The 2,385-nt window shown below is 38.0% G+C and carries 2 protein-coding genes and 1 pseudogene; 2 read left to right on the top strand and 1 reads right to left on the bottom strand.

Annotated elements, in window-relative coordinates; translation table 11 throughout:
- Positions 1–94 precede the first annotated feature (94 nt).
- Both QUB14_RS28460 and QUB14_RS28455 read left to right on the top strand, forming a co-directional pair.
- On the top strand, positions 95–307 hold the full coding sequence (locus QUB14_RS28460; protein ID WP_333221578.1) for a hypothetical protein: 213 nt from the start codon (positions 95–97) through the stop codon (positions 305–307).
- A 246-nt stretch (positions 308–553) separates the two neighbouring features.
- Positions 554–1,840 carry an acyltransferase gene (locus QUB14_RS28455; protein WP_333221580.1) on the top strand — a complete coding sequence of 429 codons (1,287 nt, stop codon included), beginning with the start codon at positions 554–556 and terminating at the stop codon, positions 1,838–1,840.
- A gap of 293 nt (positions 1,841–2,133) precedes the next feature.
- Here the strand turns inward: QUB14_RS28455 and QUB14_RS28450 are convergent.
- Positions 2,134–2,311: pseudogene (locus QUB14_RS28450) on the bottom strand (IS1 family transposase); the annotation flags it as partial.
- Between the last annotated feature and the right edge of the window lie 74 nt (positions 2,312–2,385).

Here is a 2,385-nt window from a genome sequence, read left to right as displayed (position 1 = left end):
CTGGCTTAACCCTCTGAGTGCTACTCAATACACGTTAATTCTGTTTTGTCAACCTACCTAATTAATGACACGCCCTAGAAAGATAAGGATCAGGTTGATCCTACTCACCCAAGGGGCTGAAGTAAAAGCGCTGAAGATGGAGGGAGAAGGCAGTGTCAGAGATTCTCTCACCTTCATTAGATTGGGGAATTTTGCCACAGACCACGCTCGAAAGCTAAAGGATAAGAAATTATTGTCCTGGTTGGAAGGTAGCGATCGCCCGTGTTTGGTTGACAACGTGCCAGCAGTTGTGCTAAATTTGGCATGAGGCAAAGTTGGAACGAATTATAAATAGGGTTTGAGTAGCAATGGATACTGTTGGCGAAAGTATTACAAACAGACAAACAAAAGTGTTACAAATAAAAGCCGCAACTACAGATTGAAGGTTTGATCCTTTCGTAATACGTGAAAATACAAATATGTATTACATTCGCCAACAGTATCAGCGGCTACACAGGGTGGTTAATCTAATAATGATTCGATTCACTACTATTAGAGTTAATTAAGGAAGTTGATGCAACCGCCTAGTAATTTGCCCACTCCTAAGAAAATTATTTATCTAGACTATTTGCGCCTATTCGCTTGTTTAGGAGTTTTTGCCTGCCACTTGTGGGTAGGAGGAATTTTACCTAATGCAAGCAATGTTACTAAAAACCTGAGCAATCTAGCTCATGAATGTCTAGGCATTAAAGGTGACTCTTTGTATCGATGTGGTTTTGACAGCCTTTTTCTGTTTCCTAGTAATAGCGGGGATCACCTCTTATTTAACTTTTTTAACTTTGTATTTGGACTAGGTTATCAAGCAGTTCATCTTTTTTTCATTCTAAGCGGTTTCGGATTAACCCTCTCCGCGCTTCTTGTGGAAAAGAAGACTGATCGCATCCGTTGGTTTGGTTTTATTAAGAAAAGATTCATCAGGTTATATCCATCATATTGGCTCATTTTAGCAATTTATCTTCTCCTAAACTTCTTTCAGTATAACAGCTTTCTAGGATTACTTAAAACCTATGTAAAAGGTGCCATATTTCTTGATGTTATTCCTGCAACCTGGTACATCCCTATTCTTTTGCAACTTTACTTACTCTTTCCATTCCTCTTTTATTTTCTTAAAAAGCTATCTATAAAAAACTTTTTACTTCTTAGCCTACTGGTTAAAACAGTGAGCAGCGCAATTATTATCACTACATCGTTACTGGCGTTTGATAAAATTTTAGGGTTTGGCTATGGAGGACTTGCCCCTGGAGGAATTGCTTTAACTAGATTGTTTGAGTTTTGTTTTGGAATGGCGATCGCAAAACACTGGTTTACCCATGAACGTTCTGTTGATGCGTTTACCGTATTTCAAAAACCTAAGGCAATCATCTTGGGAATTTTCCTAGAATGTTTAGGCATTTTTCTTTCTTTGAAGTACACTGCAATACGCTTTATAGATCATGATATCCCTGTCGGTCTCTTTATCTCTGATGCCTTTATAGGCATTGGAATTTTTATTATTTCTCTAAACCTCGTATTTCTAGTTGATGGTTTGTTAAAGAGCAAGAGTAAGGCGTGGCTTGATTTAATCAGTAATGGAACTTACGAAGCATACCTAGTCCACACCATAGTATTAAGCTATTTCCTAACTTTATTGATTAAGCCTTCACTGCAATTTTTAAGCTCCACCGCCAGCTATCTCATAGTCTGCCTTTTATATTTGATAATTCTTCTAATCTTTTCCTCCCTAACTTTGTCTCTAGGTTGTTGGCTATTTAACCTCAAATCATATCTACTTCAAAAGTGGTCTTTGCTATTTAATTCCTAGTTGTTGTAGACCGCAATCATAATCGTTTGGAACCACAGTCAAGTTTTTTTGAGACCACATTAGACCTCTTGCGAAAGTGCGCGCGTTCTAGGTAAAATAAAAGAAATAATTAGCTCCCATAAGATGAATTACGAACAAGTACAAAAGTTAAACCCCGCCGACTTTAAACGGTAGTGTGGACTACATCAAGAGACATTCAAAGAGATGGTAAAAATAGTCAAAGCAGAAAAAGTTTTTCAAAAAAAATCAGGAAGACCAAGTAAATTGTGGGCGTTGCACAATTGGGGGATGATTCAAGAGGGCAGGGGCACGGTCTTGTGTTTTAGGTAGTAAATAACTAGCCGAAGGGAAATTTCTAACATGGATAAAGATTTTGAATAACATAAAGTTTTTCGCGCTAGACGAGCTATCCGGATGCCTCAGCCGAGTATTTTCTCCTTCGACACGAGTCATATAGGTTTTGCTGACTATACAGCACTTCCGGATGTTATGAGGTACAGTAGCAGCAATTAGTAAACCAGTTTTTGAGATGTTTCGGATTAATT

Origin of the sequence: Microcoleus sp. B3-D2 (assembly GCF_036705345.1) — a bacterium.
GTDB lineage: Bacteria > Cyanobacteriota > Cyanobacteriia > Cyanobacteriales > Microcoleaceae > Microcoleus.
The sequence above is the reverse complement of the archived record's forward strand: the minus strand, read 5'-3'. Positions and strand labels throughout refer to the sequence as shown.

Coding starts and splice junctions, on each gene's coding strand:
- QUB14_RS28455 (WP_333221580.1), top strand. CDS start 554: ATGCAACCGCCTAGTAATTTGCCCACTCCTAAGAAAATTATTTATCTA.